Source organism: Ructibacterium sp. SJQ-7, from assembly GCF_054696575.1.
In genome coordinates, this window is record NZ_CP195193.1 from 2,800,243 (window position 1) to 2,815,794 (window position 15,552).

23 protein-coding genes are annotated in these 15,552 nt (G+C 37.0%); 21 read left to right on the forward strand and 2 right to left on the reverse strand.

The window, feature by feature from the left end:
- The first annotated feature begins 117 nt into the window (after positions 1–117).
- Positions 118–291, forward strand: a complete 174-nt coding sequence (locus ACSAMO_RS12295) for a hypothetical protein (RefSeq protein WP_499209417.1) — start codon at positions 118–120, stop codon at positions 289–291.
- A gap of 36 nt (positions 292–327) precedes the next feature.
- The gene (locus ACSAMO_RS12300; protein ID WP_499209418.1) at positions 328–678 is read left to right on the forward strand and encodes a hypothetical protein; all 351 of its coding nucleotides are present in this window, start codon (positions 328–330) and stop codon (positions 676–678) included.
- A gap of 143 nt (positions 679–821) precedes the next feature.
- On the opposite strand, the gene ACSAMO_RS12305 is transcribed toward ACSAMO_RS12300, so the two are convergent.
- On the reverse strand, positions 822–1,223 hold the full coding sequence (locus ACSAMO_RS12305) for a helix-turn-helix domain-containing protein (RefSeq protein WP_499209419.1): 402 nt from the start codon (positions 1,221–1,223) through the stop codon (positions 822–824).
- A 180-nt stretch (positions 1,224–1,403) separates the two neighbouring features.
- Between ACSAMO_RS12305 and ACSAMO_RS12310 the strand changes: the two genes are divergently transcribed.
- The 17 genes from ACSAMO_RS12310 to ACSAMO_RS12390 all read left to right on the forward strand — a co-directional run bounded on the left by ACSAMO_RS12310 (position 1,404) and on the right by ACSAMO_RS12390 (position 12,930).
- Positions 1,404–2,681 (forward strand): transposase, encoded by a 1,278-nt coding sequence (locus ACSAMO_RS12310; RefSeq protein WP_499209210.1) that lies wholly within the window; start codon positions 1,404–1,406, stop codon positions 2,679–2,681.
- 278 nt (positions 2,682–2,959) lie between these two features.
- Positions 2,960–3,169 (forward strand): helix-turn-helix domain-containing protein, encoded by a 210-nt coding sequence (locus tag ACSAMO_RS12315; protein WP_499209420.1) that lies wholly within the window; start codon positions 2,960–2,962, stop codon positions 3,167–3,169.
- A 6-nt stretch (positions 3,170–3,175) separates the two neighbouring features.
- Positions 3,176–3,343 (forward strand): hypothetical protein, encoded by a 168-nt coding sequence (locus ACSAMO_RS12320; protein ID WP_499209421.1) that lies wholly within the window; start codon positions 3,176–3,178, stop codon positions 3,341–3,343.
- Between the two features lie 42 nt (positions 3,344–3,385).
- Positions 3,386–4,168, forward strand: coding sequence for a BRO-N domain-containing protein (locus ACSAMO_RS12325; protein ID WP_499209422.1), 783 nt, complete (start codon positions 3,386–3,388; stop codon positions 4,166–4,168).
- A gap of 12 nt (positions 4,169–4,180) precedes the next feature.
- On the forward strand, positions 4,181–4,450 hold the full coding sequence (locus tag ACSAMO_RS12330; RefSeq protein ID WP_499209423.1) for a hypothetical protein: 270 nt from the start codon (positions 4,181–4,183) through the stop codon (positions 4,448–4,450).
- A gap of 125 nt (positions 4,451–4,575) precedes the next feature.
- Entirely contained in the window at positions 4,576–6,501 is a 1,926-nt protein-coding gene (locus ACSAMO_RS12335) for an XkdQ/YqbQ family protein (RefSeq protein ID WP_499209424.1), read from the forward strand.
- The gene (locus tag ACSAMO_RS12340) at positions 6,498–6,773 is read left to right on the forward strand and encodes a DUF2577 family protein (RefSeq protein WP_022229633.1); all 276 of its coding nucleotides are present in this window, start codon (positions 6,498–6,500) and stop codon (positions 6,771–6,773) included. Before ACSAMO_RS12335 ends, ACSAMO_RS12340 begins: the two co-directional genes overlap by 4 nt.
- On the forward strand, positions 6,766–7,152 hold the full coding sequence (locus ACSAMO_RS12345) for a DUF2634 domain-containing protein (RefSeq protein WP_022229634.1): 387 nt from the start codon (positions 6,766–6,768) through the stop codon (positions 7,150–7,152). Before ACSAMO_RS12340 ends, ACSAMO_RS12345 begins: the two co-directional genes overlap by 8 nt.
- A complete protein-coding gene (locus ACSAMO_RS12350; protein WP_117968418.1) occupies positions 7,152–8,177 on the forward strand; it encodes a baseplate J/gp47 family protein in 1,026 nt (341 codons plus the stop codon). The genes ACSAMO_RS12345 and ACSAMO_RS12350 overlap by 1 nt, the downstream gene beginning before the upstream one ends.
- The gene (locus ACSAMO_RS12355) at positions 8,170–8,709 is read left to right on the forward strand and encodes a putative phage tail protein (RefSeq protein ID WP_412615231.1); all 540 of its coding nucleotides are present in this window, start codon (positions 8,170–8,172) and stop codon (positions 8,707–8,709) included. Before ACSAMO_RS12350 ends, ACSAMO_RS12355 begins: the two co-directional genes overlap by 8 nt.
- A 12-nt stretch (positions 8,710–8,721) precedes the next feature.
- On the forward strand, positions 8,722–10,713 hold the full coding sequence (locus ACSAMO_RS12360) for a hypothetical protein (protein WP_499209425.1): 1,992 nt from the start codon (positions 8,722–8,724) through the stop codon (positions 10,711–10,713).
- Positions 10,714–10,724: 11 nt separating this feature from the next.
- Positions 10,725–11,117: a hypothetical protein gene (locus ACSAMO_RS12365; protein WP_499209426.1), complete on the forward strand. Its 393-nt coding sequence runs from the start codon at positions 10,725–10,727 to the stop codon at positions 11,115–11,117.
- Positions 11,118–11,129: 12 nt separating this feature from the next.
- Positions 11,130–11,297, forward strand: coding sequence for a hypothetical protein (locus ACSAMO_RS12370; RefSeq protein ID WP_499209427.1), 168 nt, complete (start codon positions 11,130–11,132; stop codon positions 11,295–11,297).
- A 4-nt stretch (positions 11,298–11,301) separates the two neighbouring features.
- Positions 11,302–11,583 (forward strand): hypothetical protein, encoded by a 282-nt coding sequence (locus ACSAMO_RS12375; RefSeq protein ID WP_499209428.1) that lies wholly within the window; start codon positions 11,302–11,304, stop codon positions 11,581–11,583.
- 21 nt (positions 11,584–11,604) lie between these two features.
- Positions 11,605–11,793 carry a holin gene (locus ACSAMO_RS12380; protein WP_412578127.1) on the forward strand — a complete coding sequence of 63 codons (189 nt, stop codon included), beginning with the start codon at positions 11,605–11,607 and terminating at the stop codon, positions 11,791–11,793.
- Positions 11,794–11,803: 10 nt separating this feature from the next.
- Positions 11,804–12,595, forward strand: coding sequence for a peptidoglycan recognition protein family protein (locus ACSAMO_RS12385; protein ID WP_412578126.1), 792 nt, complete (start codon positions 11,804–11,806; stop codon positions 12,593–12,595).
- Positions 12,596–12,732: 137 nt separating this feature from the next.
- Positions 12,733–12,930 (forward strand): DUF6514 family protein, encoded by a 198-nt coding sequence (locus ACSAMO_RS12390; RefSeq protein WP_412578125.1) that lies wholly within the window; start codon positions 12,733–12,735, stop codon positions 12,928–12,930.
- Positions 12,931–12,999: 69 nt separating this feature from the next.
- Here ACSAMO_RS12390 and ACSAMO_RS12395 read toward each other — a convergent pair whose 3' ends face one another.
- Entirely contained in the window at positions 13,000–13,461 is a 462-nt protein-coding gene (locus ACSAMO_RS12395; protein WP_412275631.1) for a ZIP family transporter, read from the reverse strand.
- Between the two features lie 142 nt (positions 13,462–13,603).
- Between ACSAMO_RS12395 and ACSAMO_RS12400 the strand changes: the two genes are divergently transcribed.
- A complete protein-coding gene (locus ACSAMO_RS12400) occupies positions 13,604–14,374 on the forward strand; it encodes a TrmH family RNA methyltransferase (protein ID WP_412322662.1) in 771 nt (256 codons plus the stop codon).
- A gap of 52 nt (positions 14,375–14,426) precedes the next feature.
- Positions 14,427–15,539 carry a DNA-processing protein DprA gene (dprA, locus tag ACSAMO_RS12405; RefSeq protein WP_499209429.1) on the forward strand — a complete coding sequence of 371 codons (1,113 nt, stop codon included), beginning with the start codon at positions 14,427–14,429 and terminating at the stop codon, positions 15,537–15,539.
- Positions 15,540–15,552 lie beyond the last annotated feature (13 nt).

Genomic DNA, 15,552 nt, shown 5'->3' on the forward strand with positions numbered 1-15,552 from the left:
TTTCAAATAAGGCTTAGAAAGTACATCGAATTTCGATGTACTTTTTTAGAAAAAACTCTTGACTTTTGTCGGGCAATAGTATATAATTATGCCAGACAAAAGAAAGGAGGATAGAATATGTCACCCAGAACAGGCAGACCAACTGATAATCCCAGACCTAATAAAATAAGTATTCGCATAAGTGATAAGGACAAAAATACTCTTGAAACTTATTGCGAGCAAGAAAGTGTAAATAAAACTGAGGCAATAAGTCGAGGAATACAGAAGTTGGAAAGTGATATAAAAAAATAAAAAAAACTCTTGACACTATCTTGATAGTATGATATTATGATAGCACAAAAAGGGGGTGAAGATATTAAACAAGTAGTAATTAGGTTGTCTGATGATGTTCATGCAAAACTTAAATTGAAAACGGTAAAAGAAAATACATCTATCCAAGATGTGGTTGAAAGATTTATTAAGTTTTATGTATCAAGCGATGAGCCTGTCAATATCAATTTTAAAACTACAGAAAGTGTAGAGAAAATTCATTCTGATAATGATAATAGAGTTTTGAAAATAGATGTCAATAAAGCGGATTACAAGCCAAAAACGACAGATGAAATATATGAAATAATTAATAAAGGCATCAATCAAATAGTGGAGCAAATTGTCTCGGACAACAAAAATGAAAAATAAAGACACCTCATTATGGGGTGTCTTTTGTGTTGGCTAACTACTTCGATATTATCGAAGTAGTTAAAGAAAAACGAATAAACCACGTGAATATTATTCACGTGGTTAGTGTTTTCAGATATATTTTGATACGAATTTATAAAAAGTTAGACGTTATCTTTTGACGTATCGGATTTGTTACGCATATATTTCAAAAATTGGATGTATTGATGTACTCGTTGTAATTCTGCATTTGAAAGATTTTCTATTTCTTTAAATAGCTTGTATTTTACTGGAATTTGGTCTAAAGGTATATTAATCGGTTCGCCATATATAATTTGAAATTCGCCGCTTTTTAACTTATCAATGGTATCTTCAGCGAATAAATCCGATACATCAACCGCAAAATAGTCTGCAATTTTATCCAAAACATCGATTCTTGGAATTTGCTCACCCGAACAATATCGAGATACTGATGCAGTGGTTAAATCTAATTCTTTAGCCAGCTGACTTTGGGTATCACCTTTATATTTTAATAAAAATTTTAAGTTATCAGCAAAAGTTGACATTATTTGCACCTCCTAAGTGATAAAATTATAGCCACGTGCAAAGCTCTAAAAACATAGAGTTTATGCAATTTTACGGATGTGGCAAATCCGTTTTGTCACTATAAATTTAATATTTAATGTATAGAAAAAACCACTCTGATTTGGTATAATATAGTTGAAATCAAAATCCCACAAAGGAGAGTGGTTTTTATCTATCGTCAAGAAATTTTAAAAGACATCAGTCTTTTCACTTCACAACCAAAAGCTAAATTTTACGATGAACTATTCATTAATTTAGATTTAAGCTGTATTCCGGCTCAAAACTCAAAATTCGGTCGTGCAAGTTATAGCAATCATTCTATGATTTGTGCCTTTATCGTTATGAAATGCGAAGGTTTCTCTCAAATTTCGGACTTACACGATTATCTGTCAAACAACTTAATTATTGCCCATTACTGTGGCTTTGACATTTCTCATGAATTACCTTCTTATGCAAAATTCACACGCTTTATCCGTGAATTTGATAACGATATACTTCAAACTGTTATGCAATCACAGGTCTTGAAAGCTGCCGATTTATCTTTGATTGATTCATCTTTTATCGCTTTGGATGCTACTCCTGTTAAGGCTAATGTTTCAAACAACAATCCCAAGTCCTTTAAAAAGAATAAGTTCTCCAAAGCCTCTCCTCCAAAGTCTGATAAAGATTGTAGGCTTGGTGTTCAAACTGCTTCAAATCAGCATAACGAAAAGAATTATGAATTCTATTGGGGTTACAAAAATCATATTCTTGTCGACTGCATATCGGGCTTACCCGTTTGTGAATTAACAACCGGTGCCAATGTTTCCGACAGTTCTGTAACACTCGAAATACTCAAAAGAGCAAATTCTTATCTTCCTATGTCTGAATGCTCATTTTTAGCTGATAAAGCCTATGATGTTAAGGCTATTTACAACACTGTGCATGACACATACAATGGCGATTGCTTTATTGCCTTAAACAAACGAAATACCAAAAGCCCTAAAAAGTTACCGTCAGGGAATATCATTTGCGAAGCAGGACTCGCAATGCATAAAGACGGCAAGTTTTCAGATAGCGGTCGAACACGTCAGAAATACTGCTGTCCGTTGAAACGCTCTAAAAATGGCAATTGCCCTTGTAATCACAAATGTTGGAATAATGGCAAGAAAAATCGCGGTTGTACTAAATACATAACTCTTCCCGATGATTACAGGCTTTCTATCGATAGAAGCTCAATAGCCTTTAAATCCGTTTATGCTCTCAGAACCGAAGCCGAAAGATACAATTCACGATTTAAGCAAGCAGGCTGTGAAAGAGTTTTTGTTCGTAATGGCAATTCTGTAAAAAATCTTAATACAATTGCTCATATATCACTTTTATCGATTGCAATTGCCGCCGTTATTACTAAGAAAGACGTTTCTTATCGCAGCGTAAAAACTTTAAAACGACTTAGCTGACAATGTTTAAAACCAAATATTTTTGTTCCTTGCCGTTAGGTTTGTTTGCTATGCACTTTTTTAACTATTATTCGCTTTTGTTGCTTCGCTTAGCTTTATTTATGATTTATTTACTTTTTATTTCTTGTGTTTTGCACCTCTCTAATAAAATTATTTTATTATTAACTTAATTATAACATAAATAACGTATATTATCAATAAAATAAATATAATTGATAAAAAAGTATTGACTTATTACTTTTAAAGTAGTATAATCTAAAATGTCAGGAGGTGAAAATGTGGGATATACAACAAAAAAACTAAGAGAATATCGTATGGAACAAGGCTTGTCAATGAATGAGTTGTCGTATAAGGCTAAAATTACGGCAAATCAAATATCGTTACTTGAAAAGCAAAAAATTAAAAGACCGCAAGCTGCAACCATACGAAAGCTTGCAGAGGCATTAGGCAGACCGATTACAGATTTCATTGAAAAGGAGGAAAACTAAGTATGAATGAGTTGCAAAAAGATAGGACGACTTGGTGTTTTGCTGACTTGTGTCATTATAGTATGCCACAGAACAATGCCAAAGAAACAAAAAAATAACGATAACACGCCAACCAAAGCAATCGTTATCGTTATCAGTACAAGGCGTTTCCGTCTACAAGATATTATATCATAGATTGAAACTCTTGTCAAAGCAAAATTTGAGAGGAGAAGTTTAATGAATAATTTACAGATTGTAAAATCAGCACAATTCGGAGAGGTACAATGTGATGTGTACTCAGACAATCAAGATATGTTTATGACAAGTGAACAACTCGGTAAATGCTTACAATATGCAAGTCCACGAGAAAGTATCAATAAGATTGTTTCAAGAAATGGTTATTTAAAAAGTGAAGAATTTTCTTCCGAAGTCATTTTGACTTCGGAAGCAGGACAGAGAAAAACAAGAGTTTTCACAGAAGACGGCATATATGAAGTTACATTTCTCGCAAAAACTGAAAAAGCAAAAGAGTTCAGAGCGTGGGTAAGAAAACTACTGAAATCTTTAAGAAAAGGCGAAACGGTTAATATTGCAACAGACCACTTAAAAGAAATTGAATTACAAGCAAAACGTGACAGAGCCACCGCAATGTTGCTTAATGCTCAAAATCGTATGATAAAAACGCTTTTATCGAACACTAAGGACAAAAACTTATCACAGATTGCGATTGATGTTATGGGTATTAAGGCGGTGGAGCAGATAACGGGTAAGAATATGAACCAGTATTTACTCGAATGTGAAAAGCTTTATTCAGCAACGGAAGTCGGTGGAATGTTCGGTGTATCGGCTATGAAAATTGGCAAGACTGCAAATGCAAGCGGACTTAAAAATGATACATACGGTAAAATGGTTATGAGTAAGTCAAAACATAGTTCTAAAGAAGTACAACAGTTTTTATACAATGAAAAAGGTGTACAAGCTTTAGGTAAGATTTTAGGCAAGACTGTTAAAACGGCATAGGAGGGAATTGTGATGAAAAGTGAATTAATAAATCAAATTTTTGTAGATGTTTCACAGTCATATGAATACGATTCAGCTGATGAAATTTTATATATGAATGATGTGCAGTCCGCTCAAGGAAAGGCAATAAATAAAGTTGTAGGTAATGAAACATATAAGAAAATAGAGGAATTAGTTTCATCATCCGAATGTGAAAGTGAGCGTTGCGGATTTATTATGGGTTTTAAATATGCAATGCGACTTATGCAAGAATGTTTCAATCCAACAGGACAGAATATATAAATTAGAATTAAGCACCTTTCGGGGTGCTTTTTCTATGCAATAAAATGAGGTGACATGATGTGCAGACGAATACCACCATAGTAAGATAGTGAAAAAAGTATACAAAAGTTTAAAAGGAGGTTTATATGGGTGTAATTGATAATGCAGTTCAATGGGCGACAGATATTGCAAATGACGACAGTCATTGGTACAGTCAAGACGTGAGATGGGGACCGCATTATGATTGTTCTTCTTTTGTTATAACGGCATATCAAAATGCAGGAGTGCCTGTTAAAGATAATGGTGCTACATATACGGAGGATATGTATAACGTTTTTATTTCGTGTGGATTTAAAGACGTAACGTCGTCCTGTAATCTGTCAAACGGAGCAGGTATGTTAAAAGGTGATGTACTTTTAAATAAAGCAGACCATACCGCTTTGGTACAGGCGGACGGCGGAACAACCGTTGAGGCAAGAGGAACATCATTCGGTATTGTTACCAACGTGCCTTACAGAAATTATCCGTGGGATTGTGTACTCAGATATACCAAAGACGGAGGCGGTTATATTGCAAACTGGGTTGAGAGAGAAATACCGAACATCGGAAAGTCGCTCGCAACTAAATCATATATGGCATACCAAACATATACGAACAGTCAAGCAAGCGGATATAAATACTTGTGGGGCAGTGACAGCAGTACGTCAAACGGCGGATTGCGAAAGTACAAAGATTTTATTTGTATGGCACTCGGTTCGTATTACGGACCGGACGGCACGTTTGTTAAGATTGAATTTGACGACGGTAAAGTGATATACGCAGTCAAAGGTGACGAAAAGAAAGATAGCGAAACCGACAGCCGACATATGTATCACACAGGCAGTGACGCAAATATGACGGAGTTTATCATTGACGGAAATGTTGTGACAGGCAATGAAAAATTCACATCTGCATTAGAGGCTGAAGGGATTAACCGCTCTGCCCGTGTTGTGAGAATTTGGACAAGCGATACAGAGCCGACATACGGAAGTACAGGAAGTACATCCGGTGAAAAAGAATATCATTTTGCGGATACCAACGAAAAAATACCTATCCACAATTCGATTTTCAAACAAGCACCTATGCTGTTAGACGGTGCTTTGAAAGTAGTGGTAAATGATACAGACGTATCAAAGCATATAGGAGATATATCGTGGACAAATACAAAAAATACACTTGCGACAACGATGTCTTTCAGCACTCCGAAACCTAAAGAAATGAAGTATATGAATATATACATACCAAAAATGGGTGATATTATGAGGTACAGCGGAGGAGATAAAGAAGATTTCAGAGGTGTAATAATCGAGGTTGACGACGGAGCAATGTATGAAAACAAATATACTGCCGTTGATGTAGGGTGGTATCTGAACAAAACTACCGACACATATCAGTTTACATCTATGCGAGCCGATGACTGCATAAAGAAAATATGCAACGATTTATACATTCCGATTGTGCTTATTCCCGAATTGAGTACGCTTATAACGCAAATATATATCGACAAGCCCGTATCGGACGTTATCAAGGATATTCTTGATAAGTGCGGAAACGGGTATAACTTTGACTTTGTACCCGACGGTATGCGTATATATTTGTGCAGTGATAAGGTGGTCGAGCCGAAGTTTAGAATATCGCCGAATACCGAACTCCAAAACTCAGTACAGTATATGGGTAATATTGAGCATAAAGGCAGTATTGAGAATATGAAGAACAGTGTTAAGGTGATAACAGATACGGACGTTATGACTACTCTGAAAGCCGAGGAGAGTATATCAAAATACGGCTTTCTACAAGAAGTGGTAAAAATGAATGACGGAAATAATGCATCGGACTTGGCAAAGAAAAATCTTGGCGAGCTGAATAAGGAAGATGAAACGTATTCCGGTGAAATAATCGAGGAGCTGACAAGCTATACACGGGCCGGAAGTACGATAGAAAAAGACGGTGTTAAATATGTGATTACAAGCAGTCAGCACAGTATAAAAAACGGTGTTCACTACAATAAAATTGATATGGAGAGATTAGTATGAAAAACGGAGTCGAAACACTTGCAAAGATGTTTAAGGACCGTGAAAACGCAACGAGTGATTTTGTCGTATTCGGTAAAATAATTGAGCTACCGAACCTTAAAATACAATTCACCTCTAAAATAATTCTGACTAAGGACCATATAAAAAGTCTTATTGATTTATACAAACAGGATATTGACGGACGATATGTTTATAAAGGCAGAGAAGTTGCAATGATTCCGTACAGAGGCAATAACAGATATTTGGTGTTGGGGGTGACGGAGAATGGCTGATTACACAAAAACAGAACCTGCATTTGATTTTCAAAAGGGCGATTTTATTATTATAAACGGTCGTCCGAAAATGACGGTCGGCAGGGAACGTATAAAAAATTGGGTGCAAAAAATACTCAATACGCAAAAGGGCAGATATAAAATTTATAACGGTACAGGATACGGTATAAATATAGAAGATACTTTTGTCGGAAAGAATTACAATCGTGACTACATCCGTTCGGAAGTCAAGCGTGAGATAACCGAAATGCTTACCGCAAATGAAGATATAGTGAGTATTGATAACTTTAATATGGAAGTAGACGGCTCACTGCTTACAGTATCTTTTACCGTAAACAGCGTGTACGGCGATATAAATGACGTTAAGGGGGCGATATAATGGCTGAAACTATTGATACAATACTTGAACGTATGCTTTTGCAGATACCGTCAAGATATGATACGTCATCGGGAACTTATACATACGATATAGAAAAATCAACGGCAACGGAGTTTGAGAATGTTTATGATATTATATCATCTCTTGACTCCTATTTTTATGCGTCAACCGCTACGGGTAAGTATCTTGATATGCGTGTAGGTGAGTTTGGATTGGAACGCAAAGAGGCAAGCTATGCAACAGGCTGTGTGACTGTAAGCGGTAACGTCGGAGCAAAAGTGTCTGTCGGTGAAAAGGTGGCGGCAGGTAATGTTATATTTAATATAACCGAAAATGCGATTATACCAAACGACGGAAGTGTAACGGTACGAATTGTGTGTGACAGCGCCGGAGTAAAAGGCAATGTTGAAAAAGGGAAAATAAACAGATTTCCGGTTACGATTCAAGGACTTATATCCGTAACAAATGAAATTTCAACCACAGGAGGCAGTGACAAAGAAAGTGATGTTGAACTGCGAAAGCGTTTTACCGAATATGTTTCGCATCCTATAACAAGCGGAAATAAGTGGCAGTATATCTCTTGGGCAAAATCAGTTGACGGAGTGGGTGACGCAAAATGCTTGCCGTTGTGGAACGGAGCAGGAACGGTTAAAGTGATAATCGTTGACAGTGAAAAACAACTTGCCGGAAGTGAGCTTATAAATAAGGTACAGAGTTATATAGATGAACAATGCCCGATAGGTGCAGATGTGACCGTTACCACTGCAACGGCAGTAAGTATAAATGTTACGTTTTCGGCAGATGTGGACGAAAGCACGATTGAAAGTATTAAATCGAATATCAGAAGTTATTTGCGTGATGTGTCTTTTGCAAACGGATATGTGTCATATGCAAAAATAGGTCAAACCATATTGAATACAGACGGTGTTGATGATTATTCAAATTTGAAAATCAATTCAAAAACAGAAAATATCGCAATATCCGAAACTGAAATTGCTGTTCTTGGGGGTGTTGCCGTTGGCTGATGTAGGACAGAATTTACCGTCGTACTATAAAAAGTCACGGTATATAAAAGCATTAAATACACCCGTCAATGCGGAATTTGAACGTTTGTATGAGTTGATAGAAATGTTTATGAAAAACAGATTTATTGACAGTGCCGATGAAGATGCCGTAAGAGAATATGAAAAAAGTTTGGGTATATCAGAAATTGCCGATACCATTGAAGTGAGAAAAAGTCTTATCAAAACAAGACTGCGCGGAACACAGACTTCGACAAGGGCAAATCTGAAAGCGGTGATTGAGAGTTACAGCATTTTGGCGGATATTTCCGAAGATATTCCGAATTATAGCTTTACGGTGATTTTTCATCAACCGAATGTGCCTGAAAGTGTGATTAAGAATATTATCGAGGATCTGAAACCCGCTCATCTGTCTGTAACATATTCGTATGAATATACAGGGACATTTGAATTTGCTGAAAGTGAAAATGAATATAATATCGGAGTCGGATTTGCCGATGGCAATGGTCATGGCGGATATTTGGGAAATATTTAAGGAGGGAATTGTATGAATTTTAATAATAAATTGCCCGAGTGGAAGAATAGCGGTACAGAACCGAGTGACAGTCTAAAAAACGACGGATTTAAAGCCGGATATAAACCGTCGGCAAATGTTTTTAATTGGTTTTGGAGTTTGGTAAGTAAGTGCATTACTGAAATTCAGTCAAAACTGTCAAGCGAGGAAACTGCAAGAACAGAGGCTGATAAGAATTTGCAACAACCGACATTTACAGAGGCAAGCACACGAGTAAATATAGCGAGTGGTGAAACGCTAAGCACATTGTTCGGAAAAATAAAGAAATTCTTTGCCGATTTAAAAACGGTAGCGTTTACAGGTTCATATACTGACCTGTCAAACAAACCAACGTCAATGCAAAATCCGAATTCATTGACACTGACAATGAACGGCTCGGCAACGAACTATAACGGTGCATCGTCAGCGAGTAAGTCGTGGTATGCTCCAACGAGTGCAGGAACGGCAGGATATAGCTTGATTAGTAATGGTAGTGGTGCTCCTGTATGGCAACAACCACCTTATGCAGTATGTAGCTCATCATCAGGAACGCGTGCAAAAACTGTTTCTATAACAAATTTTAAATTAGTTACAGGCACAAGAGTTTCTGTAAAATTTTCAAATAAAACAAGTACAACACCTATACTCAACGTAAGTAGTACAGGAGCAAAAGAAATAAAATTAGTACAAACGAATGGTACATATGTAAGTGTTAATAGCTATAATTCGTGGTCGGCAGGAGAAATTGTAGAGCTTATTTATGACGGTACTTACTGGGTGGCGGTTTCATCAAATATGTGTTTTGTTTCAGGTGCTCAATCTGCAACAGTAATTGTAGGTACAACTTATTCTTCGGGATATTGCGATTATAGATGTGACGGTTCTAATGATGTATCTATGATAACGGCAGCAATACAGGAAGCATATAGACGTTTGAGCACAAATGATAGCAGTTATACAAGTGTAGCCTATCCTGACTTTGGTGTAAAGGTATTTTTTAAAGCTGGAGTATATAAGGTGAATGGTAATATATACGCAGATAATACCTCTTGGGTTTCAAACGATATTTATATAACTTTAGAGGGTGAGAGTGAAAATGCAGTAACTTTTGTAAAGACAGCAGACAGTAATCATAGTCTTATAGATGCAACTGATATAAGTTTTGTATTTAAAAATATCAACTTTCATTTTGCTCAGGTTGCATCAACGGAAATTAAATGTTCAGGAGCTTCTTTTTGTGATTGCAATATAAGTCTTAGAACGGCAGGTTATTCGGGCGATAGTTTCACATTTATCGTAGCTCGAAATTCAGATAATGGTGTTGTAAGAATGAATGGTGGCTCGTTTACTTTCATAACAGTATCCGGTTGGACTCCATGTATAAAAGGTATTGATTGCTATGGAGTTGATATTCACAACTGTAATATACGACTTGCGAATGGAGCAAATTCAAATGATGTACCAAGTGGGGATAGTTTAGAATTGAATTTTATATACAAAACACAATCAACTGAGTCAAGAGGTACATATCCTAATGTAATGAGTCATTGCATATTTAGATGTTCGGGGAATACATCAATTATTGCAAGTACAGAAATAAGTATAACTGAAAGCGAAATTACTTTAGTTAATAATAGTAGTAAAATTTCTCATTATGCTACAACCAGTACACAGACTTTGAGAAACATATTTGCAAATAACAGAGTTCATTTAAGTAGCTCGTATTTATATATGAGGTTTGGTATAATATCAAATTGTACTTTTGGTAGGGCAGATACTTATGGCTCTGTTAGTTCATCTTATTCTTACCGTTTATACAATGAAGTTTGTTGTTCTATTACTGGTAATTTCTTTGTTGGTGTTTGGGGCTTATATTTGGGTTCAAGAAATGCTATTGTAACAGGTAATATGTACAAGGGTTCACTGTCAAAGTCAAGTACATCAACAGGTACGGTTACTATGGCTAATAATGTTGCTGCGAATTAGGGGTGATTTGAATGTTTGATATTAATAATTTCTATGATTTAGACGGTGTAATACATCTAAATAAGTATAAAATTGTAGTGAGATACTATGATAGTGTAGAAAAACAGACATATGAAGATGTAACGATGTTTTTGAATGATGAAGGCTTGAAAGATATGAAAGAACAACATATTGCTAAACATCAACTATTAGAGTTAATCTCGGAGGAAGTTATAGATACATCTGACTATGAGTGGATGGAAGGATTGCCAATTCAAAGTGATAATCCGATTAAAGAGATTGAGGAGATTTATAACTATGGCAGTAAAGAGGCTTATGAAGCGTCATTGTCTGAATATACGGACGAGTTTATGCTTGATATTGATGTAAGGGTAGCAATGTTGGAAATGGGGATAACGGAATAGGAGGTGCTAAATATGGAACACGGACGTTCATATGGATTGTGCAAGAAAATTGTAGCCGTTGGAAAAATGAGCAAAGAAAAAATGCTTGAAAAATTTGATGTACTTGTTTTGTCGGGGGGATTAACCGATAATGACTACAAAGAATTGGCGGAAGAAATCAATAAGAATGAGGAGGGCTAAGTAAGTGGAAGTTGACGATAAGGAATTATGGGAGCGATTGACCGTAGTGGAGCAGTCTACGAAGTCGGCACACCACAGAATTGACACGTTGGACAAGTTGACTGAAAGCGTCCACATCATAGCTACGGAAACAAAGGCTATGCGTGAGGACGTGAATGACATCACGGAACGTGTGGACGAAATCGAAAAGAAACCTAACAAACGATATGAAACAGTAGTTACTGCTGTTATTACGGCATTAGTCGGCGGTTTGATAGGTTATTTTGTTAAAATGTTAGGATTTTAGTATTTTAGGAGGTACATAAAAATGAAAGAATGGTTTAAAGCGGCAGGAATAAGAGCAATCAAGACGATTGCACAGACAGCGATTGCGACAATCGGTACGGCCGCCGTACTGGGTGACGTCAACTGGGTAATGGTTGCGTCAGCGGCGGCATTAGCAGGCGTACTGTCGTTGCTGACCTCGGTTGCCGGTTTGCCGGAAATTAAGAATTGAGGTATAAACAATGGATATTCAAATCAAACAAGGTCCGCAGTGCCACACGTCTAATTGCTACACATACAGGAATGGCGATATTAAATATATCGTCATTCATTTTACGTCAAATAACGGCGATACGGCATTGAACAACTGCAATTATTTCAGCGGCGCAAATCGTGGTGCGTCTGCACATTATTTTATCGGTGATGACGGAATATATCAATCTGTACCCGATAAATGGGCGGCGTGGGCTGTCGGTGGTACAAAAATTTACAAACACCCGTATTGCAGGAATATGAACAGTATTTCGATTGAAATGTGCAGTCGTATTGGTGCGGACGGTAAATACTATATTCGTGACGGGATTGTGGAACAGACGATTAAATTGACAAGATATTTAATGAATAAATACAATGTTCCGGTAGAAAACGTATTGCGCCATTATGATGTGTGGGATAAAAAGTGTCCTGAGCCGTTTGTACGTCAGCCGGAGCTATGGGAAGATTTTAAAAGACGATTAACAGGAAGTGAGGATTTAACTATGTCACAATATACAGAATTAAAAGAATTAATCGAAAAACAGGCGGCAGAAATTGCCGATTTAAAAAACATCAACAAACAGTTGGTGAATGTAGTTCAAACTACAATGATTTACGATTTCAATGATGACAATATGCCGTCGTGGGCAAGAACGGCAGTACAAGCCGCGCAAGATTACGGCGCATTGGTCGGTGACGAGCAAGGGAGATTAGGTCTGTCCTATAAGGACCTGCGAACTATTTGTAGGGAGTACAGATGTGGTATGTATGATAAGTAGTTTTGAGGGTGGTGTAATGCCACCCTTATTTTTTTTCGGCAATTTACAATTTATTTACAAAACATCAAACAATATTGTAATTTAGTGGCATATGTTGTATTATATAACATAGGATAAGAAAGGACTAAGATATAACTATGTATACAATTACGCAAGACAAAAAGAATATTGACGGAGTAGTAAAGACCACATACGGCATTAAGTGTGACGAAGTGTCTGTCAAAGATGTGTCGCCGAATAAGGAAGAAGTGGCGGAATTAATAGACAGGCTGAACAAATACGGATTGTCACCCTGTCATTTGCAAGATGTGATTGAAGATTTTATTCAAGAATAACCCATACAAATTAAGAAAGAACATAGGCAAAATGCTTATGTTCTTTTTAGTTATGTATCTTGTTGCTATCTATACAGCTATGGCAAGCCCGAGATGAGGGTCTTTTAGGGCGGAGGTGAAGGTTGCGAGGCCTTCGGGGAAGTTATGTATGCCGATTGCGAGGGCGGTCATAAATCCCATACGTTTTAGGGCAATCGAGCGGGTTTCGTTTTCGGTCAGATTACCTATATCACCCTCTGTTGACGGCACAAAGTAGTCTATAAGTCCGATAAGAAGTATTCCGACAAAGAATGATACTACCGCGATATAATATCCCACAGTGTCATTTGTAGCTGACGCAATATATGTACGTGACTTCTGAAAAATTTCAATCATTGAAACGTATATCATTACTCCGGCTGAAAATCCGAGTGAGCCGGCGAGAAATTTTGTATTTGTGGTTTTTGCAAACAATGCTATTATACTGCCGATTCCGGTTGCAAGTCCTGCCATAACCGTCAGCGACAGCGCGAACAGTACATTTGTTTCCACTAAAATCATCTCCTTAAAAGTTCTTATGGTATAATACGTTGCACGAATTTTTTTTGTTACTTAAATTAATTGTTGCCAATTTCAAAAAAAGGGTATATAATTAGTAGAAAATACTTATATAGAATAGATAAGGAAATGATTTATGTTAGAGATTACTTCTTCATCAAACAATAAATGCAAATATGTAAAATCGCTGTCGCAGAAAAAATCAAGGCAGAAATACGGTGAGTATACAATAGAAGGAATAAAATCGGTATCGGACGCATTAAATTCCGAAAGGGAGATAACGGCACTATATGTATCGGACAGTTTTTTTGAAAACGAGAATTTCAAATATCCGAAAGATATTTCATTATACAAGGTACAAGACGACGTATTTATGAAAATGTGCGATACAAAAGCACCGCAGGGCATACTTGCGGTTGTGAAAATCGAAGATGAAACCGATTTTACACCCAACACAGAAAAATCGTATATATATTGCGACTGTATAAATGACCCGGGTAATCTCGGAACGATAATCAGAACGGCTGATGCGGCAGGATTTGACGGAGTGTTGTTGTCGGATGGGTGCGTTGATTTGTACAGTCCGAAAACGGTGCGTTCAAGTATGGGTTCATTTTTCAATATGAGAGTTGTGACAGGTGTGTCATATGAAAAACTCAGCGAATACAAAAACAGCGGTTTTCAGCTTATCGGCGGTGCACTTGGTGACAATACAATAGATTACCGCAGTGCGGATATGAAAAAACCTACTATTATAATAGTAGGAAATGAGGCAAACGGAATATCGGAAGATGTTCAGAAAATGTGTCAATGCGTTAAAATTCCGATTTTGGGGAAAGCCGAATCGCTAAATGCGGGAGTTGCGGCGGCAATATTAATGTACGAACTTGTTCGCCAAAGGTCTTGACAATTTTTGAGATTTGTAGTAATGTAACAGATGTATTTTAGGTGGTGGATTGATGGAACATATACTTTATTGGTTATGGCTTACAACTAAATACGGTGTTACGCCATCAAAAATTAAAGTACTTTTAGAGTATTTTAAAACTGTTGAAGAAATATATTTTTCAAAAAACTTAAATAATATATACGGTTTGAGTGACAAAATAAAATCAAGTCTTGCAGACAAGGATTTATCCAAAGCAGAAAAAATACTTGAACAAACCGCAAAATTAAATCAGAAAATATTGGTTTACGACAGTGAAAGCTATCCGCAAATATTAAAGAATATATCAAGTCCGCCGTATGTCTTGTATGTACAGGGCAAGGTGTTGGAGCTTGATAAGGTGCTTACAATAGGCGTTGTGGGTACACGAAATTCGTCGGAATACGGACGTGTTGTGACGGACAGGATATGTCGCGAATTGGCACAATACGGTGCGATGACTGTCGGCGGACTGGCAAGAGGTATTGATACGGTCGGTGCGTGGGCAACACTTGATGTCGGCGGAGTGGCAGTCGGTGTTGTCGGCAGCGGACTTGATATAGTGTATCCGTCGGAAAATGTTGAACTTGTCAAAGCAATTACCGAAAAAGGTTGTATAATATCAGAATACGCACCCGGTACACCGCCTGTAAGAAATCATTTTCCTGCAAGGAACAGAATTATAGCGGGACTGTCACGCGGAATACTCGTAACGGAAGCACCGGAAAAGAGCGGCGCGCTTATAACAGCAAAATATGCACTTGAAAATGACAGAGATGTATTTGCGGTACCGAGAAATATTACAGATACAAATTCCTTGGGAACGAACAAAATCATTCAACAGGGTGCAAAACTGATAAACGGCGCAGCGGATATAATAAGCGAATATCCGTATGCCGAAAAAGTTATACCTAAAAAGGTAAAAAGTGAGCCGATACAAAAAACTGTTGATGACAGTAAATACAGCAAACTAAATGAATTTGAAAAACAGATAATAGATATATTAAAGAAAAGCGATATGCAGATAGATGAACTTTCAAGGGAACTGAAAAGAAACGTAAGCGAAATAAATACAAAGCTTATAATGCTTGAAGTCAAGGGATTGGTTAAGAAACTTCCCGGAAGTAAATATCAACTGAAATTATAGATACGGAGGAAAT

Coding starts and splice junctions, on each gene's coding strand:
- ACSAMO_RS12295 (WP_499209417.1), top strand. CDS start 118: ATGTCACCCAGAACAGGCAGACCAACTGATAATCCCAGACCTAATAAA.
- ACSAMO_RS12300 (WP_499209418.1), top strand. CDS start 328: ATGATAGCACAAAAAGGGGGTGAAGATATTAAACAAGTAGTAATTAGG.
- ACSAMO_RS12305 (WP_499209419.1), bottom strand. CDS start 1,223: ATGTCAACTTTTGCTGATAACTTAAAATTTTTATTAAAATATAAAGGT.
- ACSAMO_RS12320 (WP_499209421.1), top strand. CDS start 3,176: ATGAGTTGCAAAAAGATAGGACGACTTGGTGTTTTGCTGACTTGTGTC.
- ACSAMO_RS12325 (WP_499209422.1), top strand. CDS start 3,386: ATGAATAATTTACAGATTGTAAAATCAGCACAATTCGGAGAGGTACAA.
- ACSAMO_RS12330 (WP_499209423.1), top strand. CDS start 4,181: ATGAAAAGTGAATTAATAAATCAAATTTTTGTAGATGTTTCACAGTCA.
- ACSAMO_RS12335 (WP_499209424.1), top strand. CDS start 4,576: ATGGGTGTAATTGATAATGCAGTTCAATGGGCGACAGATATTGCAAAT.
- ACSAMO_RS12340 (WP_022229633.1), top strand. CDS start 6,498: ATGAAAAACGGAGTCGAAACACTTGCAAAGATGTTTAAGGACCGTGAA.
- ACSAMO_RS12345 (WP_022229634.1), top strand. CDS start 6,766: ATGGCTGATTACACAAAAACAGAACCTGCATTTGATTTTCAAAAGGGC.
- ACSAMO_RS12350 (WP_117968418.1), top strand. CDS start 7,152: ATGGCTGAAACTATTGATACAATACTTGAACGTATGCTTTTGCAGATA.
- ACSAMO_RS12360 (WP_499209425.1), top strand. CDS start 8,722: ATGAATTTTAATAATAAATTGCCCGAGTGGAAGAATAGCGGTACAGAA.
- ACSAMO_RS12365 (WP_499209426.1), top strand. CDS start 10,725: ATGTTTGATATTAATAATTTCTATGATTTAGACGGTGTAATACATCTA.
- ACSAMO_RS12370 (WP_499209427.1), top strand. CDS start 11,130: ATGGAACACGGACGTTCATATGGATTGTGCAAGAAAATTGTAGCCGTT.
- ACSAMO_RS12380 (WP_412578127.1), top strand. CDS start 11,605: ATGAAAGAATGGTTTAAAGCGGCAGGAATAAGAGCAATCAAGACGATT.
- ACSAMO_RS12385 (WP_412578126.1), top strand. CDS start 11,804: ATGGATATTCAAATCAAACAAGGTCCGCAGTGCCACACGTCTAATTGC.
- ACSAMO_RS12390 (WP_412578125.1), top strand. CDS start 12,733: ATGTATACAATTACGCAAGACAAAAAGAATATTGACGGAGTAGTAAAG.
- ACSAMO_RS12400 (WP_412322662.1), top strand. CDS start 13,604: ATGTTAGAGATTACTTCTTCATCAAACAATAAATGCAAATATGTAAAA.
- dprA (WP_499209429.1), top strand. CDS start 14,427: ATGGAACATATACTTTATTGGTTATGGCTTACAACTAAATACGGTGTT.